This window comes from cf. Phormidesmis sp. LEGE 11477 (assembly GCF_015207105.1).
Taxonomy (GTDB): domain Bacteria; phylum Cyanobacteriota; class Cyanobacteriia; order Phormidesmidales; family Phormidesmidaceae; genus Phormidesmis.
On record NZ_JADEXO010000016.1, the window covers coordinates 45839 to 70994 of the forward strand.

Here is a 25156-nt window from a genome sequence, read left to right on the forward strand (position 1 = left end):
TTTCATCTAATGTCAGCGGCATCTTTTTGTTTCATCAGAATCAACCTCAGAGGATAAGACACTATGGCAATTTCATCTGCCGTTATTACGCCATTCGGCCAAGTTGCTGACAACCCAATTCTGCTAGAAAAGTCTGTCACCGAACCGGTGTGTGAAGGGCTAAATGTTGCGCTAGCTAGTATTCAAGGGCTCTACATTCAGTATCAAAAGCATCACTTTGTTGTAGAAGGCGCAGAGTTTCTACAGCTACATAATTTCTTCGAAGAAGGCTACACTGCGACTAGAGAGCATGTGCATGACATCGGCGAGCGGTTAGACGGATTAGGAGGCGTTCCTGTCGCCAGCTACGCAAAACTAGCTGAAATCTGCTGCTTTGAGCAAGAGCCCGATGGCATCTTTGGCTGCCGTCAGATGGTAGTCAATGACCTAAAAGCTGAGCAGGAGATCATTAAGGTGCTGCGCCGCAATGCAGCTCAGGCTGAGAGCTTAGGTGATAGAGCAACTCGCTACCTCTACGAGGGCATTCTTCTAAAAACAGAAGAGCGTGCCTACCACCTCGATCACTTCCTAGCGCCTGATACACTCATCAACTTCTTAAACTAGAACGGCAGAAATCACGAGTTTGTGCTAGTGATTTGAGAATCTCCTTGACTGTAAGTTATCTGACTACAAATGCTCTTCCAGGTAGGCATACCCGAGCTGAAAGCATTTTAATTAGTCACTTTGAACAGTCTTCTGAAAATCTAAAGCTCGAATCTACAGATCATCGAATCAAACAACATAGCAGAGGTCTTGGGAAAAGGCTTCTGCTTTTTTTATTTCTAGGTTTAAACAGGCTCCTATGAAAGGGAATTTAGAAATCTCCAAAAGCGTAGTGAGCAACTAAAAAACAACAACATAATCACAGATAAAACTTCGTAAGGGGATTGCCACAAGGGCGAAGTCCCAACGTTACAGCGCTCTTTATCATGGAATATTGCCATTGATATGGTTATACAATCAATTGACAATCAATGTCAAGAATATAATTCAGGAAATATAAGACCTATTTGATATCTTTACGCTCTGCGACAGCAACCTACATTACCTGTATTCGATAGATATCTGATTCCAATCCAGTAGATTAGAGCGCAGAGTGAAGCCACAAAGCATAGTCACAAAGATTTTGATCTGCAAAGAATGATTATCCTTGCCGGGTAGTATTTTTCTGTTAGTAGGTGTCTACTCGCGGTTTAGGGAATAGGGCTTATCTGTAATGACTGCTGAGTGAAACATAGCACTGCTCGAAGGTTGCTTGAGACACCAGCCTTTCCTGGGAATTCCAGACAATATGACGTTTTCGCTCTAAGGTCTTGAGCAGTCGGGTTACTGTTACTCTAGTGATCCCGATGGACTCTGCAATTTCTTGATGAGTCAGCTTCAGGCTGATCTGACGACTATTTTTTACAGCATGGCCAAAGCGTTCTGCTAGCCAGCAAATTAGCTGTAGCAAGCGCTGTTCGGCCTGCTTGCAGTGGGCGATTCTCAGTAGCGTATGGGACTGTCGAACTTGCAGCAGCAGCGTCTCTCGAGACAATCTATAGCCTACATCTAGGTACTCAGCCTCTACAGTTGTCAAGCACTGGGCGATGTAGGGATAAGTTTGAGAAATTGGATAGCCAATGATGTCTCCTACGGTCCAGAATCCAGTGGGTACAGGCTCCCCTTGAGAGTCGCAGGTCAGCGTGCGAATGTATCCCCGATGAATCTTCCACAGGCTATGGTTTACAAAGTTTAGCTGCTCTTGACGTTTGAATCTAACTAGGCGTGGGGAAAGCAGTTGAGCCGAGTTATCGATCGAACCAAAGTGAGAATGAATAGATGAGATCTTTTGGCCGTGAGGTAGTCGAGGTGCGGTTTTGAGCATAGGTAGCTGACCGGGTCATTTTAAATAGCGTTTGGCTTATTGGCGAGTACATGAGTGACGAGTGATAGAACAACTTTCTGCGGCAAGATCTCCTGGAATCTGTTCTCGGAGGCGCGTTACCTGTGTCGTGGAACTATCAGTTCTTGAACTATCAGTTCTTGAACTATCAGATTGATCGGCTCTTAGAGTAGCCAGCTGATCAGGAAGCTGAGCCCAATAGTTGCTGATGATTTTGGCAACGCTCTGGCAGTGATGAAAGTGGAAGAAGTATCGACCTTCAGGGCAGCGCCAAAGCAAATCGTCCGACTTTAGCCACTTTTGCCAAGGGTGAGCTCGATAGGGAACTGTGATCTCGTCTTCGGCCCCGTTGCAGATCAAAAGAGGAACCTCTGCTCCACCCGATTCGATATGGATGCTATCGGTCAAGGAATGGAGGGTCAAATTACTGTCCAAGTCTTTGGCCAGTAGATGGGTAAGCGCTGTGGCAAATCTAGGGGCCTGCTCGCCAAACAGCAGTCGGACGAGCTGACCTAGGATGATTTCACGACTACAGGGGATTAGCCGCCTAAGTGCGTAGTAATGCGCCTGCCAGTTGATGGCGGGCGCAGCACCAACCGAGAGCAGCGTCAGTGAAGCAACATGTTGCGGATACTGCCGGGCATAGAGTAAGCCGATTGCACCACTGACTCCGTGGCCCATTAAGTGGACTTTGGGCGCAGGCTGACCGTTTGATTGGAGCGGACGCGATCGCAGATACTCATGCAGCGACTCGACCACAGCCGCCGCCGAACAGGGCTCGTCGATCGTTTGGCAATACTGCCAGCGCCGCACATTTCTGCCCTTGGACAGTCGACTCAACAGCCGCTGATCAAAACATTTGAGATGTGGGCTCACAGACAACCATAGCGCCTCGGTCTTTCGATGCATGGGTCTATCTCCTTGTTGAGAGTAATACTCAATAAACAATTACAAGAAGTATAGCTTACTATTTAATTATCAAGAAAAGTTCTCATTAGCTAGACGGAATATTCTCTGCGTTCCGCCTGGCATCAGGGCTTTTGGTCTCAGTAAAGCGTAAAGGCAAAAGATCGCTAGTGCTACAGCTTGCCCAAGGATGAATTCTTACTATTGATACCAGCTATCAGCAATCTCCGAGGGCAGTTCGAACAGCCAGCAAGAGATAAAAGCTGTATAAGCTAACATATGCGCGTTCTTGGGGCTGAATTATGACCTTCGATGCTGTGTCGTGCAGTTTTCACAGATTCCATACAGCGTTAACTGACAGTCAAGCACATGGTAGCCTGCTGACTTTGCCGTTTTTTCGCCGATTTGCGAGACCGAATTTTCGGCAAACTCTATCGTCTGATTGCAATGCACGCACACAATGTGGTGGTGGTCTCGCAGAGGGCGGTTGAGTTCGTAGTGCTTGTGTCCTTCAGCTAGTTCTAGTTCGCGTAGCAATCCCATATAAACCATCAGGTGTAGTGTGCGATAGACCGTAGAGAGACTGATGCGCTCTCCGTCTTCTTCCAAAAGGGTGTGCAAGTCCTCGGCGCTAAGATGTTCACCCTGCGTCAGCTCCATAAATATGCTCAAAACTTTTTTTCTTTGGGGGGTTGAGCGATACCCCCTTGCATTCAATTCTTCCTTGAGGGCTGCATCCGACAAAAAAGGCATGACCAATCCGCCTGAACTAGTAATCATTCTTATTTAGGATGACGCAAAAGGTCAAGTCATTGATAGTTATTTAGGCGATGAAATCGCCACATTTCATTGTTGCCGACACCAGTCTTTCAAATAATAGCTGTACTTTTATCGGCTAAGTCTCGCTTGATAAGAGGTGTTCAGCTATTTTCATTGAAATATCAATGAGAAGCTTCAGTCACCCTCTAATAATTTTATGGATATCAGATGCCATACGTAGTCGAGGGAAACTAGCAACTAAATTAGAGGATAAATTAGAATAGCTATCGGTAACTGACACAAAAATAGACTCTTGCTAATAAAAAGGCCCTGCGACAGAAGGCGATCTCTGTACAGGGCTGCTTTCGGATATTGATTCTCTTGGCCAAGTGAATAGGCGTTTCTATGATGTGGTGCTTTGGCGATCGCTAGATTGGCAGAATAGAACGCTGGCAGGTAGGACAGACGGCATGAATAGAGAGCTGGCAGTCCAAAAGCTGGTAGCCAGATTTTTGAGCTGTTTTAGCCCCTACTTTTAGAACAGAATCGTTTTTGAATTCGATCGTCTTGTTGCAGCGCACACAGATCAAATGATGATGATGATGAGGGGCAGGTCGATTGATTTCGTAGCGCTTTTGATCTTCAGCCAGCTCTAGCTCTCGCAAAATGCCCATGCGAGCCATTAGCTTCAAATTGCGATATATCGTCGAAAGGCCAATAGGATCACCTTCTTCTCTGAGTAGGTCGCGCAAATCTTCAGCGCTCAGGTGCCGCCCCTCCGGCAAATTCTGAAACGTTCTGAGAATGGTTTCACGCTGAGGGGTCATGCGCCACCCACGTTCGTGCAGCTCGGCTTTTAAGGCAGTTGGTGTGTATGCAACCATGACTCAGACCGTCCTTAGAGAGAATCAATAACGTCTAACTAATGAGAATAATAGCGAATCGACGGCGTATTTGCAACAATAGTAGCTTATTGAGAAATACACCTAAATAGGATTGTCGTCGATTACCTTTAGATAACTGTAGGACCCCTCGATTTCGCTGAAGCCAGAGGATTTTCCTACAAAAGATCCCTTAGGAAGGAGTACTAAGTATTTGTTTAGGATTGTTAACATAGCCACTTTGTAGGCCATCTAATAGGAGCCTGTTTCAACTGAAGGGGCGGTACTGAAAGGACAGTGCAATCATAGGCTAGCTTTCCTAGATTGGTGACGCGATCGGGCCAGACCGATGGATAGCTGTGACCTAGACTGTTAATAGCTGCCTTTTGCCTAAAGCATGTCTCGTTTGCGCTTATTTTTGTCTTCACCCAAAGCTAACCTGCCCTCTAAACTTCGATCCAGACGATGGAAGGATGCCTTACCTAGCGGCTGGGCGATCGCAACTTGGATCACCGCTACGCTAGTATTCTTGCCGATACTCGTGGTGCTAGGCAGTATCTTTGCCGATACCGGCGATATCTGGGCTCACCTAGCAGAAACCGTTCTGACGACCTACATCACAAACTCTTTGATGCTGATGGTCGGGGTTGCGATTGGCGTGCTGACAGTCGGGGTTGGGACTGCCTGGCTAGTGACGATGTGTCAGTTCAGGGGAGGGCGAATTTTCGAGTGGGCGCTGCTGTTGCCCCTCGCTGCGCCAGCCTATTTATTAGCCTATACCTATACCGACTGGCTGGAATATTACGGCCCAGTTCAAACGGGGGTGCGATCGCTTTTTGGCTGGCAGGTAGCAGGAGACTATTGGTTTCCCAACGTCCGCTCTATCGGCGGGGCGATCATCATGTTTACCCTGACGCTTTATCCCTATGTCTATATGTTGGCTCGCGTCGCTTTTTTAGAGCAGTCCGTCTGCGCCCTCGAAGCTAGCCGCTCACTCGGATGTGGCCCCTGGCGCAGCTTCTTCAAAGTGGCCATGCCGTTAGCTCGCCCGGCAATTATGGCCGGACTGTCGCTAGCGCTGATGGAAACCCTGAACGACTTTGGCACGGTGCAGTATTTTAGTGTCCCGACCTTTACGACGGGCATCTATCGCACCTGGTTTGGCATGGGAGAGCGGGTCGCTGCCGCTCAGCTATCGGCGATGCTAATGCTGTTCGTGCTGGCGCTAATTTTGTTAGAGCGGTGGTCTAGAAGACAGGCAAAGTATTACCAGGCCAGCAATAGTATGCAAACGCCGACGGTCTATCGGCTGACCGGTGGGCGAGAGGCGCTGGCATTTCTGGCTTGTTTTCTACCGATTGGGCTGGGGCTGCTGCTGCCAGGGGGGCTGCTGGTGCGGCTGGTACAGAAGAACTGGGAAGGCGCGCTGGATAATCGCTTTGGTGAGCTATCGGCCAACAGCTTGATGCTGTCGGGTCTAACCGCTGCGATCGCGCTGATGCTCTCGTTGGTGCTGGCCTATGGTCAACGGCTGGGCGGTAGTGGGCCTATTCGTCTGGGCGTGAGGCTTTCGGCTATGGGCTATGGCATTCCAGGGGCAGTGATTGCGGTAGGCATCTTGATTCCGGTGACGAGCTTGGATAAGGCGATCGCCGCCTGGGCAAAGTCCGCTTTGAATATCTCTCCAGGTCTGCTGCTTAGTGGCACTATCACAGCGCTAGTCTTCGCCTATCTTGTTCGCTTTCTGGCTGTCGCGCTCAGCTCGGTCGAATCTGGCTTAGACAAAATTCAGCCCAATTTAGACAACGCTGCTCGCAGTTTAGGCTACTCGCCGACTAAGACATTGATCAAAATACATACGCCGCTGATGACTAGCAGCTTACTAACAGCGGTCATGCTCGTGTTTGTCGATGTGATGAAAGAGCTGCCAGCGACACTGGTCATGCGTCCGTTTAACTTTGATACGTTGGCAGTGCGAGTGTATCAGTATGCTTCTGATGAACGCCTAAGAGAAGCCGCCGCACCAGCACTGACTATTCTCCTTGTCGGCCTGCTGCCAGTAGTCTTCCTCAGCTGGCAGATCAGCCACAGCCGCCGCCAGTAAAACCAGCTAGCTGTAAAAATTTGCAGCCAAATACTCACCCGCTTTTTTGAACATTTTTTTGATCATGGTCAAATCTTCTGTGTCTGCCCCGCCAACAGATCTCAAGCAGCCGCTGCATCCCCTGAAAAATCCGGTGGCATGGCTGCGGGCTTTCTGGCAGTTTTCTCGTCCGCATACCATCGTTGGCACTAGTCTTAGCACGCTCGCACTGTTGCTAATTGCGATCGCGCCCTCTAGTTCTGCGTCTTCGTCTTTTCCATCAACAGCCGCAATCATTACTAGCTGGCTACTCGCCTGGATCGCCTGTCTGGGTGGGAATGTCTATATTGTTGGGCTCAACCAGGTAGAAGATATCGCCATCGATCGGATCAACAAACCCCATTTGCCGATCGCGTCGGGCGAATTTACCAAGCGACACGCGCAGAAGCTAGTGGGTTTGACTGGGGCGATCGCAATTGCCCTAGCCCTGATCTCACAAAATATCTATCTGATGCTGACGATTGGCCTTAGCCTAGTGATTGGCACTTGCTATTCCCTACCCCCGATTCGGCTAAAACGCTTCCCTTTTTGGGCCTCGTTTTGCATCTTGGTAGTGCGAGGCGCGATTGTGAATTTGGGGCTATATCTTTACTTTGCCACACAGCTAGGGTTAGGAGCGACAGTGCCTGCTCGGGTATGGGCACTCACCTTGTTTGTCTTGGTCTTTAGCTTTGCGATCGCCATCTTCAAAGACATTCCCGATCTAGAAGGCGATCGTCAGTTCAATATCTCTACCTATACCTTGCAGCTAGGCCAGAAAAAAGTCTTCAATCTCGCTCGCTGGGTGCTCACTGCCTGCTACGGCGGCTTGATCGTGGCCGCGCCTTTTCTGCCTGGTATCAATGCGCTATTTCTAATCACTGCTCAGAGCATCGGCATTCTCTCTTTTTGGTGGCTCAGCCGCCGAGTAGATCTCGATCCGACCCCCGTCCAAAAAGATATTTCTTATCCAGCCTTCTACCAGTTCATCTGGAAACTTTTCTTCGTAGAATATCTCATCTTTCCGCTGGCCTGCTGGCTCGCTGGCTAAGGAATGAGAATTTAACAACTGATTGAGCTTTCCAGCCACCCTACTCTGCGAGAAGGCTACGCCAACGACTCCGCTCAAGGTTCGGTATCAGCCCTGTCCGATGGCTGAGCGGAGTCGAAGTCAAAACCTGCCAGCGTATAGATGTACCTTTTATTTAATCCTCGATCCTAAGCCGGATTCTACTGTCAAAGCCTATGCTGTTTACCTTTGCTATTCAGCTTTAGCAGGCTGCAAAACTGTTCGTAGTCCCAGCAAGATCAATATCATACTGACGATCATCCAGGGCGTAACCGGTTCAGCAAAGAACAACCAGGCTAGCAAAGCCACCCAAACAGGTACGCCGCTGTAGACAATACTCGTAGATTTGGTCGGCCCGATGCGTCTGGTGCTGATAGTAAATAACAGATAGCCGATACCAGAAGCGCCAATGCCCATATACACCACACCCCAGATAGCGGGCGCAGAGAGCGTAGGCATCCCGGCTGTGCTTAATTCTGGCAGCACCAAAAGCGTAAGCTGAGCCACGCCAAAAAGTGCGCCGTAGTAGCTCATCGCTAGCCCGCTGTATCGCTGGCCCAAGTGCCGTAGCAAAATGGAATAGCAGGCCCAGCACAGAACTGCACACAGCATCAGCAAGTCGCCACTGTTGAACTGAAGCTGTAGTAGCGCACTGAGGTTGCCGTCGGTCAACAACACGAGGACACCTAAGATGGCGATCGCACCCCCTATATAGTTTTTGATTGCCAGCGTCTCTTGCAGAATTACCGCTGCTAGAAAGCCAGTCACAACCGGGTTAAATGCGTTGATAATGGCTGAGTTTGCAACCGCTGTGTAACGCAAGCTAGAAAAGAAAAAGAAGTGATAGCCGACAACGCCAGTACTCCCTAACAAAAACAAACAGATCTTATCTGCAATAGACGCCGCGCCGATCCGTAGGCCAATATCTTTTCTTTGCCATACCAACAGGCCCAAAAATGCACTGGCAACGATATAGCGCAGCAGCGTAATCAGCAGCGGACCCATTTCATCAGTTGTATACTTGCCAGCAACAAAGCTACCCGCAAATAGTAAGCTGGTCAGGATCGCTAACAAGCTTTGCCCCCATACGCTTTTCGTCATTAGGTGAATCCTATGAAGCCAACTGCTATAGCTGTTTTTGATATTGATGGTGTGATTAGAGATGTCGGCGGATCTTATCGGCGGGCGATCGCAGATACCGTAGAACACTACACCAACGGTCACTATCGCCCCACCATAGAAGATATCGACCAGCTCAAAAGTGAAGGCATTTGGAACAACGACTGGAAAGCGTCAGAAGAGATGATCTCTCGCTACTACGCGCAGCAGCAGCAGCCAAAACCGACAGCTAGCTATGAAGAGATCACTGACTATTTTCAAAAACGCTATCGCGGCCCCGATACCGAAGATGCCGATCAGTGGACTGGATATATCTCTAGCGAGCCGCTGCTGGTAGACAAAAACTATCTAGCCACCCTCTCCCAATCTGGCGTTCCCTACGCTTTCTTCAGTGGGGCCACTCAAGGGTCTGCAAACTTTGTGCTGCAAAGACGAATTGGCCTGAAAGATCCTATCTTGGTGGCGATGGAAGATGCCCCTAGCAAGCCAGATCCCACTGGGCTGATGATGGCTGTGCGAGCTGTAGAGACCAGACAGTCTCTAGGCGAGAACTTACCAGTTATCTACGCGGGTGATACCGCAGCAGATATGAAAACTATCGTAGCTGCAAAACAACAGTTTCCAGAGAGAGAATGGTTAGCCATTGGAATTTTGCCACCTCATGCCCAAAAGAGTGAGATATATAAAGCGAATTATGCAGAGAAGTTGAAAACCGCAGGCGCACTCATCGTGATCGAGAACGTTCGACAATGTACAGCCGAACAGCTACAAAGTCTGTTATAGAAAACAACTGCTAGTTTTCACTACTTGAGTTCAACGCCTCGGCACAGTTCACCGAGGGTAATCACACTGATGTAGAGTCGGGCATCTTGTTCGATAGCGTTGTGAAAAAACTGCTGAACACCAAAGTTAGCTTTGCGTCGTTTGCGTAATTCGCTGACGACATTGGTGTCAAGCAAGTACATCATGCACTGTGTCATCTTGCACTCGTTCAAAGTCTGAATCGTTACCTACGTTAGGAATCGAGCTGAGCACTTCAGCAAAGGATTTTTTAGCAGGTTGAAGTAAGACTTGTTCTAGGATCTTGCGGTGCTCGGCTTCTGCACTAACACCGTGGCGACTAGCTCGTTGCTTCAGTGCTTTGACAATAGCGTCGTCGATGTTTCGGACAATCAAATTAGCCATAGCAGTATTTCTTAGACAGATGGACTATGGAAAAATGATATCAAAACGATATCATTGATATCATTCCTTGGGTTAGGTTGGCTTCAACTCGATGTAATCCGAGTGTGTCAAAGGTATGAGCGATCGCCAAACTTACTTCCTAAAATATATGTGCTGGTTTGAGGTAGGTAGGTGGCAAAGTTAAAAAAGTTAGAACTTGCTTTAGAACAGATTAGAACAATTCAAAGATTAGAGACGTTGGCTGAAGGTGATGTTGTTGCATTACAGCGGATTCTGAAAGGAAAGCAGGCGATCGCATTCCCCCCGACAACCAAACTCATCATCCGCCACCGTCTTACCCAGCTCATCCCCGATCTGATCGCGGCCTTCCAAAAGCTGCTTGATAAAGGTGCAAAGACGGACCCCGGCTGTAGGGCAAAGTGGGCGATCGCAAACACCCTTTACCAGCTAGAACGGCCCGATACCGATCTCTTTTTATCCGGCATTCGCCATGTTCAGCTAGAACCCGTCTATGGTGGCACTATCGATACAGCCCCACCGCTACGCAGCCTGTGTGCATTGGGTTTAGTCCAAGCTAACTATCCCTATGTGCTTAATGAATTAGCGGACTTACTGGCCGATGACGAACATGATGCTAGAGCCGGAGCTGCTCGTGCGATTGGCTACAGTCAAAACCCAGCAGGTATTCCATTGCTGCGGCTAAAGGTTCACGTTGGTGATCATGAGCCGCAGGTAATGTCTGAATGCTTTGTGGCGCTGCTTCAGCTTTCGAGCGATCAGTCTTCTATGGTTTTAGAGAGATTGGAGTCTGGTAGTGAAGCAGAACAAGAGCTAGCAGCGATCGCATTAGGAGAAGCCCGTATCCCCGAAGCTTTTGCCGCGATCAAACGTCAGTGGCAACGAACTCGTACCGCTGAGCTGCGTAGTATCTTTTTACTGGCGATCGCGACAATTAGAACAGAAGAGGCGATCGCGTTTTTGCTAACCTTGCTAGAGCGCGGCAATTCTCAAGATGCAACAGATGCGATCGCGGCTTTAGAAATCTATCGCGGCACCCCAGATATTTGGCAGCAAACCAAGCGAACCGCCGACCTCAGAGGCGATGCCAACTTGATAGACAGACTGAACCGATAGCGATCGCTATGCAGATGCTTTTTGCTTCCTGGTTTGTACTGTGGCCGGTGTTCTATTTTGCAGGTTAGGAGAAACTTTATGCTGGCTAAGCTGCTCGTGACGAATGCTGTACTGCCAGGAATCTGAAAAGACATATGGAATCCGATGATGCATATTCATCGTTTTCAGATTTTCCCACTCGTTTTGGTCTAGCCATACGCCGTGGCAGTAGCTACAGCGATCAATATAGAAGCTTAGACCCTTACCAACTCTGGCTTTTCGCATCAGGCGAGCACAGTCAGCACAGAAATTTGCCGTCTCATTATCAGCAACAGGCAACAGCCCACTGTTTAATGTGACAAGTGTAGGCTTAGCGCTGTAGCTTTCTGCATGATGAATTTCTGCATGATGACTTCCTGAGTTGTGACTTTCACCAGAAGCATCAGACTTCTGCGAATCTAGCCACGTCCAATAGTGCTCAGAAGAGAGCCAGTGTCCAGAACACTGATTACACTTGCGTGCTAGCAAACCAACGTCTAGACTAATTTCCTCAAGCGAATCTGTACGACATATTGGACAGTTCATAGTAGTTACACAGTATAGTTGGCAGATGCTCTTGACTACGAACATACCCAGTTCTCAGAAAAGATCGTGTGGCATGTTCACAGCTATCAGAAAATATTCCAGCTTTTCTGCGAACAGAACAGAGAATTTAGCTTTCCTTAAGAAAATGCGGCCATTCTCTCAGAGATTCTACGGATCTAACAATATTCATACCCGCTTGTTCAAAATGCTGATAGGTCTCATTAGCTGACTGAGTGAAGTCAACCACATCAGGAACGACTACAGGCGACGTACAGTCTTCTAGTAAGTATATTTTTTTCGCTAGATCTAGGTCGCGGCTTTTGATCTCGCTGAGCAAATCACTAACCGTCCAGGCGACACAGTGGCTCTTGGCCTGTCCAGCGATGATAACGGCATCGAATTCAAGCAAATGTTGAATCAGTCGATTGTTCTTCTGGGCGATCGCCTGCCCTTGGCCATCCGCTAACACTTCGGGGCTTAGAACAGAATAGTTTTCAGTCAAGGGATTATCGCCTTTGATCTCAAAGCGAGTAGGGTGAGAGCGCACCATACTATGAAAGAAGCAGGCTTCCTCGAAAGCGGGTACTAGGGCATGACCAATGCCGCCCAACATGGAATGGTAGGGCCAGATGGTGAGGGGATATTTACCGCGATCACTCAATTCTTGAACATAGTGATAGGCAAAAGCAGCCGCGTTTGGTCTGGTATCGCCAGGCTGCCGACTAGACTGGTAATAGGAGAGGTCTTTGGCTATGACTGGGTTTACTTGCCATTTTTTCTGTTCTACTTCATCAAACGAAATCATCGTCATCGGCGCTGGGTGTTCGCCTGCATCGTTCACCCAAAAAACAGAGTGAAAAATCTGAACGGCATTATGAGTATCCATGGTTGGAATAATCTCTGTAATCTCACCTAGATTACGATAGATGAATTCACACAGTCGCCTGGTATCTTCTACCGCGCCCACCCCAGAGCGACCGCCCACAAATAGCTCAAACTCTGGTTGACAGAATGTGTTTTGGACATCAATAGCTAGCAGACAAACGCGAGCGGTGTCGGTATGCGATGCGATCGTTTTGTGGGTTTGACGATAGGCGATCGCATCTGCGGCCCGCTGCTGATAGGGGACACGCCAAACTTGGCCAACGGTTTCTGAAGTGAAGAAGGCAGGAATAGGAGTCGTCATGCTGGGGAAAGAGGGAGTAGAGAGGAATAGTTCTTGGTATAGCGATCGCAAAACTTCAGAGTCATCTGGCGCAGCGGTACATCTAGCCGACGCAGACATTCTTGAGCGATCGCGTCTGGCACACCGCCGTAAAAAGCTTCGGCAATACTTCCTGTAATCGCTCCCATCGTATCGGTATCACCGCCCAAAGAAATCGCATTGCGAATAGCATCTTCAAAATCCGCTGACTCTAAAAAAGCAATCATTGATTCGGGCACGCTTCCGTGACAAGATTCACAGAAGGCATAAGTAGGGCGAATATCTGACAAAGTGCGACTGAGATTGTATTCAAAAGTTTGTTCTATAAACGCTTTGATGGTCTGTTTGTCATGCTGATTACGTGCCAAAAAGATAGCAGCAGCGGTGGCCTGAGCGCCCTTGATGCCTTCAGGATGATTGTGGGTCACGGCGGCGGACTGTTTCGCCGCATCTAGAACCTTGTGCATAGTATCGCAGGCAAATCCTATGGGGCTAACGCGCATCGCCGAACCATTACCCCAACTGTTGTATGGCTGTAAGCTGGCTGATTGTGCCCACTGACTAAACCGAGCCCCATAGCCACCCATAGGATGCGGATATCTTTGAGCGTAGCGCTTGATCGCAGCAGCATAGTTACCACCATCGCTGTCATTGTGCAAAACTACATCGGCCACAGCAATAGATAAGATGCTGTCGTCTGTAAAACTAGACTGGGCAGTGAACAAATCAAAATCCTTACGCTTAGTTTGATTAAACTCGTAGACTGAACCGATGATGTCGCCTGCGATCGCACCCAACATAAATAAACCTCTCAAACCGACTTAGTGTTAAAATCACACTAATGCATCCGTTATAGCGAAGTGACAGGCATAGCGTCAAGTCATTTCTATCTTCATTTCAGCAATTCATCTCTTCAGCAAACAGTCATGAGCTATACCTACGAATATCCTCGGCCTGCGTTGACCGTAGACTGCGTTGTTTTCGGCCTACAGCAGAATGCCGCCTTGAAGGTACTGCTCATTCGCCGCAAACTCGACCCCTTCAAGGGGGATTGGGCTTTGCCAGGAGGGTTTGTACAGATTTCAGAATCTGTAGATGCCGCAGCGGCTAGGGAGCTAAAAGAAGAAACAGGAGTGGATAATGCCTATTTAGAACAGCTTTATACCTTTGGCCAGCCCGATCGAGATCCGCGCGAAAGGGTGGTCTCTGTCGCCTATTATGCGCTCGTTAACTTGTCGGAGCATACTTTGCAAGCGGCGACAGATGCTTCTGATGCCCGGTGGTTTGAGCTATCGGTGGTGCCGCCGATGGGATTTGATCATCGTCAGATTTTGGAGTGTGCGATCGCCCGCCTTCGAGCCAAAATTCGCTATGAACCGATTGGCTTTGAGCTATTGCCCAAAATGTTCACACTATCCCAACTACAACAGCTATACGAACAGATTTTAGAGAGAGACTTAGACAAGAGAAACTTTCGCGCCAAGCTATTAAAAATGGATCTGTTGATCGACACGCAACAAAAAGAAACAGGTGTAGCGCACCGTGCGGCAAAGCTATATAGATTTGATATGAATAAATATCAGTCACTGAAGAGAAAAGGATTTAGCTTCGACCTATAGACTCTCGTAGTGATAACGACAAGCAATAATAGTGATGTGTTGGTCGCTCACAGCGTACACAAGACGATACGATCATTCCTCTATCAGCTTCTTCGGTGTAACCAGTCCCGCACGATACTGAGCGATAGATTCCCTCAAGTTTGCAGCGTTGGCGGGAGACTTCAGTAGATAGAGAGTTTCCATCAGGCTGTCGAAGTATTGGCGTGACATAATTACGACGTCTTCGGCATCGTGCCTAGTAACAACGGTATAATCTGCATCGTCAACAACCCGATTCAAGACGGTGCCGAGTTCACGCTTAGCTTCATTGAATGTGACTATTTCCATTGCAATGCCTGTTCGTAATGATGCTTGTTAATGATAGCAATACAAATAATCCGGTGTCTGCAACTGTACACGGTTCAAAGTATTCAAGGCTAAGTCGTAGGGAGCGATCAAAAAATGGATGAATATCAGGAGGTAAATCGGGTCGGTGTGATCGGAGGCGGACAGCTCGCCTGGATGATGGCAGATGGTGCTGAAGCGCTGAATATTGAGCTGCATGTTCAAACACCGAGCTATGAAGATCCAGCAGTCGTGATCGCACACACTACTCTAATTGGCGAGGTTGACGATGCGACTGTGACCGCTCAGCTCGCTGAGCATTGCGATGTGATTACGTTTGAAAATGAATTTATTGATTTATCAGCGCTACGCCAGCTAGCTGAGCAGATTGAGCGCCAAACAGACAAGCGTAAAGCTATGTTTGCGCCGTCACTCGACGCGCTTTCGCCGTTGCTAGATAAGTATGATCAGCGACTGTATTGCGATCGCCTCCAGCTTCCTTCTCCTCCATTCACCACCCTGCAAAGCCAAGCCGATCTACCTAGCCTTGCCGAAAAAGTCGCTTCGATTGGTCTGCCATTAGCGCTCAAAACTCGCCGACACGGTTACGACGGTCAGGGTACTTTCATTCTCAAAACGCTAGCAGACGTAGAAGCTACCTGGAAACAGCTAGGCTATCAACCCGTGTTGCTAGAAGCCTTTGTCGAGTTTGAAAAAGAGCTAGCGATCATGGTAGCAAGGACGGCTGCAGGTGAGGTGGCGGTGTATCCGGTGGTAGAAACCGAGCAGATCGACCAGGTCTGTCGCCGGGTGATTGCGCCTGCTCGGGTTGACTCGGCCATTGCTGAAAAAGTAAGGGCGATCGCAACTACCTTAATCACCCACCTAAAGTTCGTTGGCGTCCTCGGTATAGAGCTATTCTTAACAGCTCAGGGCAAAGTCACCATTAACGAAATCGCCCCACGCACTCATAACTCTGGGCATTACACGCTAGATGCCTGCGTTACGTCTCAATTTGAGCAACAGCTTAGAGCCGTGTCTAACCGCCCATTAGGATCTACCGATTTAACAAGAGCTGGCGCAGTTATGGTCAATCTTTTGGGCACTGACTCTACCACCAGCGATTATCAAAGCAAACGCGAGGCGCTATCAAAGATTCCTGACGCTCATGTCTATTGGTATGGGAAAAAGCGATCGCGTCCGGGGCGAAAGATGGGGCATGTAACCATCTTGACAGACACTCCAAACGACGACGAGGCAATAGCTAAAGCGATCAAAGCAGTCGAAGATCTGTGGTACTAGCCTCGATATAAGTTTCTACGACTTTTGAAAATCTAATTGATAGGGCGAATAACCGTCATGCTTCTGTATGGATTTACCCTTGTCGATCATAGGAAGCAGTTCGCTATCATAGTCGCATGTTCGGCTACGGCGTTGGTGACTGCCAACAATGTTTTCTGATCTATGTTTTTCATTTGTAGGGTATCGAGATGCTCTGGCGGCAGTATACCGAGCTTGGCCTGATTGGGCTTGTCCCAACTAGCCCTGTACTTGGAAACTATAAGCCTATAGCCGAGATTCCCACCTGGTCACCCCAGGTCAAAAACTGAGGTAAGACGGCGCTGCGGTCGAACTAATTAAGATCCTTTCCTTCGGGTAAGGATTTTTGCTTTTAAAAAGCGTCTTTTGAAGTGGTTTTGAGCAAAGTTTTTAGACAAGTTTCAGTTTGTTTTACGCCTTGGTACTTCCCCGACTAATCGCGCTCATGACCGCGCTCATGACTGAGAGTGCTATTCTGCTGAAGATATCTCTGTCCCTTCTAACTTTGCCTTTTCCCTTTGCCTTTCACCTTCGATAGATAAACAGGTCTCATAAACAGGTTGGTCATCTACGCCCTACAAATCTCATAGTCCCTAGCGATTCAACTATCTAGTCAACAGCCCTTACTCCTACCTGCTCTCCGTGACCTCCACCTTAATCAAACAGCCTGCGACTGCTCGAACAAAACTGGCCAACGGTCTTACCGTTATCGCGATCGAAAATCCAGTGGCTGATATCGTCGCCGCTCGCTTCTTTATCCGCGCTGGCCACGCCTACGAAACGCCTACAAACTCTGGCATCTTTGATCTACTTACCGCTGTACTGACCAAAGGTACTGACGGCAAAAGCGCGCTAGATATTGCCGAAATTGTTGAATCTATTGGTGCAGGCTTTGGCGCAGATGTCTCGTCTGACTACAGCGCCCTCAGCATCAAGACAGTCTCATCTGACTTTGAAACTGTGCTTGCCCTCGCGGCTGAAGTCATTAGATCGCCTAGCTTTCCAGACTCAGAGATAGAGCTAGAGCGCCGCCTAATTTTGCAAAGTCTCAAATCGATGAAAGAACAGCCCTTCAGCGTAGCCTATAACCAGCTGAGAGAAGCGCTTTATGCAGGGCATCCCTACGGTCTCACCAATACTCAAACCGAAAGCTGCCTTGAGTCATTTACCAGAACCGATCTGATCGCCGCACACCAGCAGTACTTTCGCCCAGACAATATGGTGATCGCTGTCGCTGGTCGCCTCTCGCCAGCACTGACTATCAAACTGATAGAGCAGTACCTTGGTGACTGGTCATCGCCCGGTAACTCGCTACCACAGCTACAGTTTCCATCCATGTCAGTAGCCGCTCAGAAAATTGTCACTGTCCAAACCACAAATCAAGCTTTTGTGGTTCTGGGCCATTTGGCCGGCTCGGTGAACAGCCCAGACTATGCCGCGCTCAAGATCATTAGTACCTACCTAGGCAACGGTCTCTCCAGTCGCCTGTTTGTCGAACTGCGAGAGAAGCAGGGGTTGGCCTACGATGTCTCGGCATTCTACCCGACTCGGTTAGGAGCTTCGCAGTTTATCGCTTATATAGGCACTGCGCCCGAAAACGTTCCAGTAGCCCTATCCGGATTACGCAGCGAACTAGCACGTCTAATTGAGACCCCCCTGACGACTGAAGAGCTACAGGTGGCGAAGAATAAAATACTGGGTCAGTACGCCCTCGGCAAGCAAACAAATGGTCAGATTGCTCAGACCCTAGGCTGGTACGAGGTGCTGGGACTAGGCATAGAATTTGACGAGGACTTTCAGCGGGCGATCGCAGCCGTTACGATCGAAGATGTCCAAGGGGCGGCTCAGCGCTGCTTTGTAGAGGAAGTGCTGTCCGTGCTTGGACCCGCCAACGCTGTTGAGTCTTTACGCTAGATGTCTACTTCCCCCAGCTTTTCTCCAGACCCTGCTTCAAGTCCGGCGTCGAACCCGGCGTCGAACCCAATGCCAAGCTCTTCTTTGAACCTTTCTTCAGAGTCGAGTGTGCCTATACTTTCGAGCTGGCAGTGGCAAGGGTTCACTATCAGCTACCAGCATGCAGAACCAAATCAGGCAGATACCAAACCGAATCTGACAAAATCAGATGGAAATGAGCCACCAGCAGTGGTGATGATCCACGGATTCGGCGCTTCTAGCATCCACTGGCGTAAGAATATTCCAGACTTTGCAGCTAGCTATAGCGTCTATGCAATTGATCTACTAGGCTATGGCAAATCGGCTAAACCGACACCTGGCGAACCGCTGGACTACACATTTGAAACCTGGGGACAGCAGGTCTTAGACTTTTGTCAGCAGGTGATTGGACGACCAGCTTTTCTCATCGCTAACTCTATCGGCTGCGTTGTGGCCATGCAAACGGCGGTATCAGCCCCAGAGTGGGTAAGAGGCGTAGTCCTACTCGACTGCTCTTTGCGCCTGCTGCACGATCGCAAGCGTCAAACCCTACCGTGGTATCGCAATATTTCGACGCCCTATATCCAAAAGGTGCTGGGCTATCGACCGCTGATTCAACTGTTTTTTAAGCAGCTAGCCAAACCTAAATCGGTCAAGAATATTCTTCGACAAGCCTATGGGCGTAAGGAAGAGGTGACAGACGAACTGGTTTCACTGCTGCTAGAGCCGGCTTTCGATCCTGGTGCGGTCGATGTGTTTCTAGCGTTCATTCGCTACTCACAGGGGCCTATCCCTGAGGACTTGCTGCCTCAGCTCACCTGTCCGACTCTGATCCTGTGGGGCCAGGTAGACCCGTGGGAGCCAGTTGAGCTGGCTCGTTCCTTTGCTGACTATCCAGCTGTAGAAGCGTTTATCGAGCTAGAGGGAGTGGGCCATTGTCCTCAAGACGAAGCGCCTGAAGTGGTCAATCCAACTGTGATGGAGTGGATCGCAAGCAAGTGTTCATGAAGCTATGATGAAGTGCTTCGCCTGCAACCTTTTGCCGAAATTAGGCAAAAAAATATCCCTCGTCACGGCCTGACAAGGGATAGGGGCAACAGTTAAACGCTTGTGCTGTAGTTACAATGACCTCCAGCTTTATGGAAACAAAGTAAACCTGTGCCGATTTGTCGAGTGCCACAGAGCCTATAGCTTTGATTACTGGGCTTCAAACATCTCGATTAGCGCCGCCCTACATTTGAGGAGCGCTGTATAGCATTTGCCACTTTGCTCTAGACATTCCTCTTAGAAGCAACCTCTTCGAGCGCACATTCGACGCTAACTCACTAGCTATAGAAGAGATATCCGGTCTTTTCTAGAAGCAGCCAGCTGATTCCTAGGCCCAATAGAGAGACAATCAACATAATCCCAAAGGAGCGTTTGACACCAATTTTGCGGGTGTAAAGATCAATGCGAAGCAGCAGAGCAGCAGCGAGCATCACCAGAAAGTAGCTAGATATTTGTGCCCAGACCAAGATGACGACGACCAAAGAAGCACCCACTAACGCTGTGACAGAGTAGCCAATGCCTGATTTGAATCCTAGCAGTATGAACTGATGGACAGGCTGCCATCCAACGCTCAATGCGCCACATTGCAAAACAATATAGACTATCGCTCCCATCCAAATAAACTCTGAGATCTGGTGCTCGTGTAGAAATGAGCCAAAGGCAATATTGGCTAGCAACACTAAGCAGATAGACAGCCAAGGGACGGCGCGCATGGGCTTGATAGTTCTTCTGTAGTTCTGCTTGAAAGGGCAAAAGTTTATAGGTTGGTCGAAATGGCCTGAACCGGACAGCTAGGCAAGCACTGTTCGCACATGATGCAGCGCGATCGCAAAAACACCAATTTGTGAGTTTCCACGTCCAATCGCAAAGACTCTGTTGGACACACTCCTGTACACAGTCCGCAGTGTACGCAGCTATCTTGATCGATCACTATCTCACGATTGACCATCGACACTTCAATATGGTTTGCCCGTAGCCATTCGATCGCCTCGTCTAGCTGATCGATATCGCCTGATAGCTCTACCAGCAGCTTTCCCACTTGATCGGGTGCCACATGAGCGCGAAAGATATTGGCAGCCACGTTAAAATCTTTTGCCAACCGATAGGTGATAGGCATGTGGATGGTGCGTTTTGGAAAAGTGAGCGTTAGTCGTTTTTTCATGCTCAGCTCGTGGCGGTACCTGTTTAAGACAGACTCTAGAAGTACCTTATTCAAGACTAATGTCTTCCCAGTTTATCTTCTAGGCCATCTCGCAGCTCACACCCTACTAGTAGACAAAGAGATAAGATAAATAAAGCTGTTGTTTACAAACGAATACATGTCGGTCGACTCTTCAGAAATGGGCAAACGGATCAGAAATTTTGTGGTTGTCGCGATCGCGGCTCTCCTTAGCATTGCCCTTGTCTTGGGCGTGCAGACGCGATCGCCCGCCGCTTCTCTATCTGAAATGGCCGAGCAATCGATTTCATTAGAGTCGGCCATGGCGAATAAAAAGCCCACCCTGATTGAGTTCTATGCCAACTGGTGTACGAGCTGTCAGGCGATGGCCCCAGACATTCAAGCGCTCAAGGAGAGCTATCGCGATCGCGTCAATTTTGTCATGCTGAACGTCGATAACACCAAATGGCTGCCTGAAATGCTCAACTACCGCGTAGATGGCATTCCGCACTTCGAGTTCCTTTCCGCCAGCAGCAATGAGCAAGGCGCAGCTATTGGCGAGCTACCCCGCGCCATCCTAGCTGAGAATCTCGATGCTCTAATCGCAGGTCAAACGCTGCCCTATGCCCAGATCAGTGGCCGCATCTCCGAAATAGACACGGCCACAAATCCGCTTAATTCATCTGATAGCGCCGCTGACCCGCGCAGTCATGGCGCTCAAGTCAGCAATCAAGTAACTAATTAGTACACAGAGCCTTTTGGACTCTTTTTATAGGTTCGCGACAAAGTTGGCTGCCTGCGTACCACAAGCCTCGGCAGCACCGCCTGAAGTTCTGCACCGTTCCTTAAAGATCATACGAGCGATACTTGGGGGGAGCTGCTCAGCATAGGCCAGCGCTTTATCAAACGAGTCGACGCTAGCATCTGTCTGTCCTTGGCGTCGCTGTAGCTGCGCCTTGAGATAGAACAGCTCTGGATTTTCTGGAGCCGCTAGCAAAGCCTGATCTACTGCCACCATGGCATCCGATATCTGATCTAGATCGCGGTAGCCCAGCGCGATCCCTCGATAGGTTAGATAGTCAGGGCTGCTGTACTGCTCTAGTCGCTCAATACTCTCTTCAGGATTAGAAAAGGGTAGATTGACCGCCAGCATCAGATCCATAAATCCTTGAACTAGGTTTAGTTCTGGATCGGTCTTATCAATTTTTTCAGCTTCATCCAAATGGCCAAATACCTGCTGCAGCATACCTAGCGCTGTCGGCGTACTGCGGGCAACACCCTGAGTTGACATTAAATGGGCACCGTCTAAAAAGATGCCCACAGCCGAGTAGAGATGTCCTCTTAGTGGGCTGCTCTCTAGCTGAGCGGCGGCGGTCGATTTGGTCAGATCTGCGTGCGAGGCCATGCTGTCGAAATCTCCCTCCAGATAGGCTAGAGAAGCTGCCAAGCTGTGGACTAGAGGCTCATCGTTTTCAGAGGCTAGCGCTACATCTATAGCTGCTTGGGCGCTAACATAGTCGCCATCTTTAAAGAAAGCTTCGAATGCAGCCTCTGTATTGGGGCCAATGTTGTATTCGTTGCCAGGACGAAATGGATCGCCAGCAAAAGCAGGACTAGACAAGAGGGATATCGTTACTACTGTCGAGGCACCAGCGAGTGCCAAACCTCTGCGCTTGAGCCCAGCAAAAGAGTTGATCAATCGAGAGGTCACTGCCTGAAACGTCATATGCCGATCCTTGATTAAGGTTGAGAGGGTTGCCTTAAATTTGAGTATAGCGATTTGCTCCTAGAGACTATGACGCAATCTGTGAAGCTCTGTGAGCTGGCATAATCATCTGCGAAACCATTAGTAAACTTACTCAAAGAGTAGCGATTCCTAGGCTTGAGCTAGTTTCAACCTTTGAGAAAATGTACGCCTTATATAGTTTTAGCTCTCGGGCGACGGTGGCTTCAAAGGTGCGGTGGCAGCAGCTGGAATTGCCACAACAAATTCGCTACCCTCGCCCGAGATCGATCGACAAGATAAGTCACCACCGTGTTTTTTGATGATGATGCTATAGCTAATAGAAAGGCCCATACCTGTGCCCTTCCCAACAGGTTTGGTGGTGTAAAACATATCGAAAATACGAGAGCGGATTTCATCCGGTATACCGAACCCATTGTCAGCAATTGAAATCTCCACCCAGTCACAGCCTTCTCGGATCAGGCTGGAGGTATGCAGAGAAATGCGTCCTTGATAATCGTTTTTGCGCGCTTGGGCAGCTTCTTCAATAGCATCAACAGCGTTAGCCAAAAGGTTCATAAACACCTGATTCAGCAAGCCTGGGTAGCACTCTACAGAAGGCAAATCTCCATAGTTTCGCTCTACAGTAATCGCTGGCTGGCTGGTTGTCTCTACTAGTCGATGCTGCAAAATCAGCAGAGTATTTTCTAGCCCTTCGTGGATATCGGCTAACTTGAGCCCTTCTTCATCAGATCGAGAAAAGTTTCGTAGCGAAAGGACGATTTGCTGAATACGTTCGGAGCCCACCCACATAGAGCGCACGATCTTCGGTAGATCTGCCTTGATAAAATCAATATCAGCCTCTTTAATGGCAGCTTCTATATCAGGGCCTGGTTCGGGGTAACGTGTTTGATACGCGGATACTAGAGTAAGTAAGCTATCAGCGTACTCGTGGATAGGTACCAAGTTGGCGCTCAGGAAATTAACCGGGTTATTAATTTCATGCGCGACACCAGCCACAAGCTGACCTAGGCTGGACATCTTCTCGCTTTGCACCATGTGCATTTGAGCCTCTTTTAGCTCTTTTAGGGTGCGCTCTAGTGTGGTTGCTTTCTGTTGTAAGTCAGATTTAGATAGTTGCAGCGCTCGATGGCTGACTTCGATTTGATGTTTGGCCTGGCGCAGTCCTGTCTCAGCCGCTTTACGGCGACGGATGTACTGATTAACTAGTAGTAGTAGCGCAATCCAGGCTATTAACAATATCCAGAAGCTCACCATACTAAAAAGGCTAGATCTAGCTAGACCTTTTCCGTATCTATCTAGGTTGGCTGAAACTTTTGCGCTCAATCCTTCAGACCACTGCTGTATTCCGTTCCCGTATACTTCCTTCTGTGATTGGTAGTAATCACTAAACAGAACACCCATAGCCCGCTCGGTGTTTCCTTGACCAACGAAGTCGAACGCCTCGTTCTCCATCTCAACGAGTTTTAAGTTAGCGTCGTTGATCTTAGCAGCATGAACGGCGTAGGTATTAGGTGCAAGTTCAATAGCGTAATCGATCGCTTCTGTCAGTAGAGGCTCGTAAGTGTCGTAGCGGTCTTTCCAAGAGAGATCGCCTGTGGCCGCAGCCATACGTGCAGACATCGTCAGAATCTCATCGTAATGACTGATTTTGCTATTGAGTCTTTGAAGCTGAAAATCAGTCGTGATACCGTACTGAAAACCCGCCGATATCTTTGAAGTGTTAGAGCTACCAATAGCCACCAGTACCAGGCTGATAACCACAGCAAGCGTGAGTACAGTCATCAAAACATTGCTGTTCGATAACCTCTTGAACTGAGCTCGAAAGTATCTCATGGAAAGTATCTCATGGATAGACCGGTGGGTAATCACCCTTGCTATAGCAACCCGCGCTTAGCTTTCACCCTCACCAAAGGCTATAACCCTGAGCAAACAGAGCTATAGCAAAATAAGAGCCATTCTTACTTGCCTTGGTAGGCGTTCCCTATCTTGATGAGCGTTCCCTAGCGCCGTGCGACGACATGATCTTCTCACCGCCAATAGTCGAGTGGCCTGTTGTCCTACGACGCTTTTAGACTGATAAGACTGTCCTAAGGAACTCGACAGAAGCAATAAGTGCTCAGCCAGCCGCTGAATATAGCGTTTGTCACTTGGCCGAGGTACAGTTCGGCGGCTGGCTATGTTTTGAGTAGGGGTAGAGATAGAGTTCCCTACTCAGCTTCTGAGAGATTTCTTCAGCGCTAGGACAATATCTTTTTGATAGCTCCACAGTTTTTGGTATGTCGCCTAGAACAACATGGCTCTTTACTCACTACTAGGTTCTGTTGAGCCGCATCGGTATCTCTGCTGGCGAGTTCCTTCTGTGCTAATCTTCTCGCCTACGGCTGAACAGCTCTGAGTTGCCAATACGACTTCTGACGGAAAAGGAATTTCACGTTTGGGTTCTATGAGCCAAAGAACCGAGCTCTCTGGAAGGTCACCATCAATAGCAGGTTGCCAGAGGCTAGCACTGGCTGGTTCAGTCAATGCAATTTGAGTAGTTGAGGACTGAGAAGTCGTCTGAGGAATAGCCAGGATATAGCTGAGGGAAAGTGCCTGGTAGCGGTTTTGACCCGATGTGATCAGCACCGTCGTAGGGGAGGTTTCAGCCGCGATGCGTCGTCCAATCTGTCCAGGGAGAAAAGGCTTTAATAAGGTAGTGTCGTAGCTGATGAGAATTTGGCTGAGAATCCCAGCCGCGATCGCCATACTCAGCACCCAACGACGCCGCCGTACTAACCCCATTGCCAACACCACACTCACAGTGGGATAGAGCATAAAAAAGTAGCGCGGTGCCCGCGTCAGATCTTTTCCTAGCCCGTAGGTGATCGCCATCATGATTGCAAAGACAACCAGCGTATAGCTCGCTAAGGGAATATCTACCCACAGATCAGAGCGTAAGTTAGAAGTAGAGCGTGAACCAGAAGTAGAGCGTGAACCAGAAACGGCCAGGTAGGCAGCTTTTGATTGAGAGGCGGACGTCCGTAGATTTTGCCGCCAGCCCTGGATAAACTGCCGCAAGATAACACCGAAGACGCTCAGCATGATCAGGGCAGCGGGAATCGAAACCCACGGCGGTACTTGCTCTACTGGCAGCATTACTAG

The 25156-nt window shown here is 48.9% G+C and carries 25 protein-coding genes, 1 other RNA gene and 2 pseudogenes; 11 read left to right on the forward strand and 17 right to left on the reverse strand.

Features of this window, described 5'->3' with window-relative positions; all coding sequences use genetic code 11:
* The first annotated feature begins 63 nt into the window (after positions 1 to 63).
* The gene (locus IQ256_RS07515; protein ID WP_193854918.1) at positions 64 to 603 is read left to right on the forward strand and encodes a Dps family protein; all 540 of its coding nucleotides are present in this window, start codon (positions 64 to 66) and stop codon (positions 601 to 603) included.
* 643 nt (positions 604 to 1246) lie between these two features.
* Here IQ256_RS07515 and IQ256_RS07520 read toward each other — a convergent pair.
* The 4 genes from IQ256_RS07520 to IQ256_RS07535 all read right to left on the reverse strand — a co-directional run bounded on the left by IQ256_RS07520 (position 1247) and on the right by IQ256_RS07535 (position 4473).
* Complete coding sequence (locus IQ256_RS07520) at positions 1247 to 1906, reverse strand: Crp/Fnr family transcriptional regulator (RefSeq protein ID WP_193854919.1); 660 nt, start codon at positions 1904 to 1906, stop codon at positions 1247 to 1249.
* Positions 1907 to 1942: 36 nt separating this feature from the next.
* The gene (locus IQ256_RS07525) at positions 1943 to 2833 is read right to left on the reverse strand and encodes an alpha/beta fold hydrolase (RefSeq protein WP_193854920.1); all 891 of its coding nucleotides are present in this window, start codon (positions 2831 to 2833) and stop codon (positions 1943 to 1945) included.
* Between the two features lie 297 nt (positions 2834 to 3130).
* On the reverse strand, positions 3131 to 3610 hold the full coding sequence (locus tag IQ256_RS07530) for a Fur family transcriptional regulator (RefSeq protein WP_228024663.1): 480 nt from the start codon (positions 3608 to 3610) through the stop codon (positions 3131 to 3133).
* A gap of 407 nt (positions 3611 to 4017) precedes the next feature.
* Positions 4018 to 4473 (reverse strand): Fur family transcriptional regulator, encoded by a 456-nt coding sequence (locus IQ256_RS07535; protein ID WP_193854921.1) that lies wholly within the window; start codon positions 4471 to 4473, stop codon positions 4018 to 4020.
* Between the two features lie 394 nt (positions 4474 to 4867).
* Between IQ256_RS07535 and IQ256_RS07540 the strand changes: the two genes are divergently transcribed.
* Together IQ256_RS07540 and IQ256_RS07545 are read left to right on the forward strand one after the other, a co-directional pair.
* Entirely contained in the window at positions 4868 to 6574 is a 1707-nt protein-coding gene (locus IQ256_RS07540) for an iron ABC transporter permease (protein ID WP_193854922.1), read from the forward strand.
* A gap of 64 nt (positions 6575 to 6638) precedes the next feature.
* Positions 6639 to 7643, forward strand: coding sequence for a homogentisate phytyltransferase (locus IQ256_RS07545; protein ID WP_193854923.1), 1005 nt, complete (start codon positions 6639 to 6641; stop codon positions 7641 to 7643).
* A gap of 210 nt (positions 7644 to 7853) precedes the next feature.
* Here the strand turns inward: IQ256_RS07545 and IQ256_RS07550 are convergent, their stop codons facing one another.
* The gene (locus tag IQ256_RS07550) at positions 7854 to 8762 is read right to left on the reverse strand and encodes a DMT family transporter (protein WP_193854924.1); all 909 of its coding nucleotides are present in this window, start codon (positions 8760 to 8762) and stop codon (positions 7854 to 7856) included.
* A gap of 12 nt (positions 8763 to 8774) precedes the next feature.
* Here IQ256_RS07550 and IQ256_RS07555 point away from each other — a divergent pair, with 12 nt between their 5' ends.
* A complete protein-coding gene (locus IQ256_RS07555; protein ID WP_193854925.1) occupies positions 8775 to 9563 on the forward strand; it encodes a TIGR01548 family HAD-type hydrolase in 789 nt (262 codons plus the stop codon).
* 20 nt (positions 9564 to 9583) lie between these two features.
* Here IQ256_RS07555 and IQ256_RS07560 read toward each other — a convergent pair whose 3' ends face one another.
* Both IQ256_RS07560 and IQ256_RS07565 read right to left on the reverse strand, forming a co-directional pair.
* Positions 9584 to 9748, reverse strand: coding sequence for a hypothetical protein (locus IQ256_RS07560; protein ID WP_193854926.1), 165 nt, complete (start codon positions 9746 to 9748; stop codon positions 9584 to 9586).
* The gene (locus tag IQ256_RS07565) at positions 9732 to 9965 is read right to left on the reverse strand and encodes a DNA-binding protein (protein ID WP_193854927.1); all 234 of its coding nucleotides are present in this window, start codon (positions 9963 to 9965) and stop codon (positions 9732 to 9734) included. Before IQ256_RS07565 ends, IQ256_RS07560 begins: the two co-directional genes overlap by 17 nt.
* A gap of 171 nt (positions 9966 to 10136) precedes the next feature.
* On the opposite strand from IQ256_RS07565, the gene IQ256_RS07570 reads away from it, so the two are divergent.
* The gene (locus tag IQ256_RS07570; protein ID WP_193854928.1) at positions 10137 to 11099 is read left to right on the forward strand and encodes a hypothetical protein; all 963 of its coding nucleotides are present in this window, start codon (positions 10137 to 10139) and stop codon (positions 11097 to 11099) included.
* A gap of 6 nt (positions 11100 to 11105) precedes the next feature.
* On the opposite strand, the gene IQ256_RS07575 is transcribed toward IQ256_RS07570, so the two are convergent.
* From IQ256_RS07575 to IQ256_RS07585, 3 genes are all read right to left on the reverse strand, one after another.
* Complete coding sequence (locus tag IQ256_RS07575; protein ID WP_193854929.1) at positions 11106 to 11663, reverse strand: zf-TFIIB domain-containing protein; 558 nt, start codon at positions 11661 to 11663, stop codon at positions 11106 to 11108.
* Positions 11664 to 11790: 127 nt separating this feature from the next.
* Positions 11791 to 12849, reverse strand: a complete 1059-nt coding sequence (locus IQ256_RS07580; RefSeq protein ID WP_193854930.1) for an isochorismatase — start codon at positions 12847 to 12849, stop codon at positions 11791 to 11793.
* Positions 12846 to 13667: an ADP-ribosylglycohydrolase family protein gene (locus IQ256_RS07585; protein WP_193854931.1), complete on the reverse strand. Its 822-nt coding sequence runs from the start codon at positions 13665 to 13667 to the stop codon at positions 12846 to 12848. Before IQ256_RS07585 ends, IQ256_RS07580 begins: the two co-directional genes overlap by 4 nt.
* A 126-nt stretch (positions 13668 to 13793) precedes the next feature.
* On the opposite strand from IQ256_RS07585, the gene IQ256_RS07590 reads away from it, so the two are divergent.
* Positions 13794 to 14486: an NUDIX domain-containing protein gene (locus tag IQ256_RS07590; protein ID WP_193854932.1), complete on the forward strand. Its 693-nt coding sequence runs from the start codon at positions 13794 to 13796 to the stop codon at positions 14484 to 14486.
* On the opposite strand, the pseudogene IQ256_RS30310 reads toward IQ256_RS07590, so the two are convergent.
* Both IQ256_RS30310 and IQ256_RS07600 read right to left on the reverse strand, forming a co-directional pair.
* Positions 14481 to 14552 (reverse strand): annotated as a pseudogene (locus tag IQ256_RS30310) (type II toxin-antitoxin system YoeB family toxin); the annotation flags it as partial. The gene IQ256_RS07590 and the pseudogene IQ256_RS30310 sit on opposite strands and share 6 nt — an antisense overlap.
* A gap of 6 nt (positions 14553 to 14558) precedes the next feature.
* Positions 14559 to 14813 carry a type II toxin-antitoxin system Phd/YefM family antitoxin gene (locus IQ256_RS07600; protein WP_193854933.1) on the reverse strand — a complete coding sequence of 85 codons (255 nt, stop codon included), beginning with the start codon at positions 14811 to 14813 and terminating at the stop codon, positions 14559 to 14561.
* Positions 14814 to 14927: 114 nt separating this feature from the next.
* Between IQ256_RS07600 and IQ256_RS07605 the strand changes: the two genes are divergently transcribed.
* The 4 genes from IQ256_RS07605 (at position 14928) to IQ256_RS07620 (ending at position 19070) form a co-directional block, all read left to right on the forward strand.
* The gene (locus IQ256_RS07605; protein ID WP_193854934.1) at positions 14928 to 16112 is read left to right on the forward strand and encodes a 5-(carboxyamino)imidazole ribonucleotide synthase; all 1185 of its coding nucleotides are present in this window, start codon (positions 14928 to 14930) and stop codon (positions 16110 to 16112) included.
* 118 nt (positions 16113 to 16230) lie between these two features.
* Positions 16231 to 16445, forward strand: a non-coding RNA gene (ssrS, locus tag IQ256_RS07610) — 6S RNA.
* A gap of 327 nt (positions 16446 to 16772) precedes the next feature.
* Positions 16773 to 18044, forward strand: a complete 1272-nt coding sequence (locus IQ256_RS07615; RefSeq protein WP_193854935.1) for a pitrilysin family protein — start codon at positions 16773 to 16775, stop codon at positions 18042 to 18044.
* 69 nt (positions 18045 to 18113) lie between these two features.
* Positions 18114 to 19070 (forward strand): alpha/beta fold hydrolase, encoded by a 957-nt coding sequence (locus IQ256_RS07620; protein WP_193854936.1) that lies wholly within the window; start codon positions 18114 to 18116, stop codon positions 19068 to 19070.
* A gap of 317 nt (positions 19071 to 19387) precedes the next feature.
* Here IQ256_RS07620 and IQ256_RS07625 read toward each other — a convergent pair whose 3' ends face one another.
* Both IQ256_RS07625 and IQ256_RS07630 read right to left on the reverse strand, forming a co-directional pair.
* Entirely contained in the window at positions 19388 to 19822 is a 435-nt protein-coding gene (locus IQ256_RS07625) for a hypothetical protein (protein WP_193854937.1), read from the reverse strand.
* A gap of 44 nt (positions 19823 to 19866) precedes the next feature.
* Positions 19867 to 20271, reverse strand: coding sequence for an NIL domain-containing protein (locus tag IQ256_RS07630; RefSeq protein WP_193854938.1), 405 nt, complete (start codon positions 20269 to 20271; stop codon positions 19867 to 19869).
* 157 nt (positions 20272 to 20428) lie between these two features.
* Between IQ256_RS07630 and IQ256_RS07635 the strand changes: the two genes are divergently transcribed.
* The gene (locus tag IQ256_RS07635) at positions 20429 to 21013 is read left to right on the forward strand and encodes a thioredoxin family protein (protein WP_193854939.1); all 585 of its coding nucleotides are present in this window, start codon (positions 20429 to 20431) and stop codon (positions 21011 to 21013) included.
* Positions 21014 to 21037: 24 nt separating this feature from the next.
* Here IQ256_RS07635 and IQ256_RS07640 read toward each other — a convergent pair whose 3' ends face one another.
* The 3 genes and pseudogenes from IQ256_RS07640 to IQ256_RS07650 all read right to left on the reverse strand — a co-directional run.
* Entirely contained in the window at positions 21038 to 21994 is a 957-nt protein-coding gene (locus tag IQ256_RS07640; RefSeq protein WP_193854940.1) for a Sll0314/Alr1548 family TPR repeat-containing protein, read from the reverse strand.
* Between the two features lie 201 nt (positions 21995 to 22195).
* Complete coding sequence (locus tag IQ256_RS07645) at positions 22196 to 23848, reverse strand: sensor histidine kinase (protein ID WP_193854941.1); 1653 nt, start codon at positions 23846 to 23848, stop codon at positions 22196 to 22198.
* Between the two features lie 468 nt (positions 23849 to 24316).
* Positions 24317 to 25156, reverse strand: a pseudogene (locus IQ256_RS07650) (hypothetical protein); the annotation flags it as partial.

Coding starts and splice junctions, on each gene's coding strand:
- IQ256_RS07590 (WP_193854932.1), top strand. CDS start 13,794: ATGAGCTATACCTACGAATATCCTCGGCCTGCGTTGACCGTAGACTGC.
- IQ256_RS07535 (WP_193854921.1), bottom strand. CDS start 4,473: ATGGTTGCATACACACCAACTGCCTTAAAAGCCGAGCTGCACGAACGT.
- IQ256_RS07580 (WP_193854930.1), bottom strand. CDS start 12,849: ATGACGACTCCTATTCCTGCCTTCTTCACTTCAGAAACCGTTGGCCAA.
- IQ256_RS07575 (WP_193854929.1), bottom strand. CDS start 11,663: ATGAACTGTCCAATATGTCGTACAGATTCGCTTGAGGAAATTAGTCTA.
- IQ256_RS07550 (WP_193854924.1), bottom strand. CDS start 8,762: ATGACGAAAAGCGTATGGGGGCAAAGCTTGTTAGCGATCCTGACCAGC.
- IQ256_RS07625 (WP_193854937.1), bottom strand. CDS start 19,822: ATGCGCGCCGTCCCTTGGCTGTCTATCTGCTTAGTGTTGCTAGCCAAT.
- IQ256_RS07520 (WP_193854919.1), bottom strand. CDS start 1,906: ATGCTCAAAACCGCACCTCGACTACCTCACGGCCAAAAGATCTCATCT.
- IQ256_RS07565 (WP_193854927.1), bottom strand. CDS start 9,965: ATGGCTAATTTGATTGTCCGAAACATCGACGACGCTATTGTCAAAGCA.
- IQ256_RS07620 (WP_193854936.1), top strand. CDS start 18,114: ATGCCAAGCTCTTCTTTGAACCTTTCTTCAGAGTCGAGTGTGCCTATA.
- IQ256_RS07545 (WP_193854923.1), top strand. CDS start 6,639: ATGGTCAAATCTTCTGTGTCTGCCCCGCCAACAGATCTCAAGCAGCCG.
- IQ256_RS07525 (WP_193854920.1), bottom strand. CDS start 2,833: ATGCATCGAAAGACCGAGGCGCTATGGTTGTCTGTGAGCCCACATCTC.
- IQ256_RS07635 (WP_193854939.1), top strand. CDS start 20,429: ATGTCGGTCGACTCTTCAGAAATGGGCAAACGGATCAGAAATTTTGTG.
- IQ256_RS07600 (WP_193854933.1), bottom strand. CDS start 14,813: ATGGAAATAGTCACATTCAATGAAGCTAAGCGTGAACTCGGCACCGTC.
- IQ256_RS07640 (WP_193854940.1), bottom strand. CDS start 21,994: ATGACGTTTCAGGCAGTGACCTCTCGATTGATCAACTCTTTTGCTGGG.
- IQ256_RS07645 (WP_193854941.1), bottom strand. CDS start 23,848: ATGAGATACTTTCGAGCTCAGTTCAAGAGGTTATCGAACAGCAATGTT.
- IQ256_RS07585 (WP_193854931.1), bottom strand. CDS start 13,667: ATGTTGGGTGCGATCGCAGGCGACATCATCGGTTCAGTCTACGAGTTT.
- IQ256_RS07630 (WP_193854938.1), bottom strand. CDS start 20,271: ATGAAAAAACGACTAACGCTCACTTTTCCAAAACGCACCATCCACATG.
- IQ256_RS07605 (WP_193854934.1), top strand. CDS start 14,928: ATGGATGAATATCAGGAGGTAAATCGGGTCGGTGTGATCGGAGGCGGA.
- IQ256_RS07530 (WP_228024663.1), bottom strand. CDS start 3,610: ATGATTACTAGTTCAGGCGGATTGGTCATGCCTTTTTTGTCGGATGCA.
- IQ256_RS07555 (WP_193854925.1), top strand. CDS start 8,775: ATGAAGCCAACTGCTATAGCTGTTTTTGATATTGATGGTGTGATTAGA.
- IQ256_RS07540 (WP_193854922.1), top strand. CDS start 4,868: ATGTCTCGTTTGCGCTTATTTTTGTCTTCACCCAAAGCTAACCTGCCC.
- IQ256_RS07515 (WP_193854918.1), top strand. CDS start 64: ATGGCAATTTCATCTGCCGTTATTACGCCATTCGGCCAAGTTGCTGAC.
- IQ256_RS07560 (WP_193854926.1), bottom strand. CDS start 9,748: ATGATGTACTTGCTTGACACCAATGTCGTCAGCGAATTACGCAAACGA.